Here is a 364-nt window from a genome sequence, read left to right on the forward strand (position 1 = left end):
CGATGATCGACCGTATCAATCAATACGGTTTTCTCTTCACGAATTAGATAACTGTTGTAGCTGGTACCTTTTGTCATTTTGTATTCTGTACCGTGGAAATCTTGGACTTCCCAATCGCGTTGACCTACCCAGTGGATGTTGTTTTTTACGTGAATTGTCATAATTACTACCTTGAATGACGGGATAAACAAAACTAATTTCTTCTTGTATTGCACTGGGCATGCCAACTTTTAATTGCCATATATTTCAATATCTTAATTGAAATCCAACTTTAACAAGTGTCATTTAGACACAGTTGAAAATTGTCATTAAGACACTACAATAGTCATATTGACACAATCGGTATTGGCTATGACTTCTTTAA

1 pseudogene is annotated in these 364 nt (G+C 35.2%); it reads right to left on the bottom strand.

The features are described 5' to 3' along the window. Positions 1 to 161, bottom strand: a pseudogene (locus IQR33_RS22765) (anaerobic nitric oxide reductase flavorubredoxin); the annotation flags it as partial. Positions 162 to 364: the final 203 nt, after the last annotated feature.

This window comes from Vibrio sp. OPT46 (genome assembly GCF_015163535.1).
GTDB lineage: Bacteria > Pseudomonadota > Gammaproteobacteria > Enterobacterales > Vibrionaceae > Vibrio > Vibrio alginolyticus.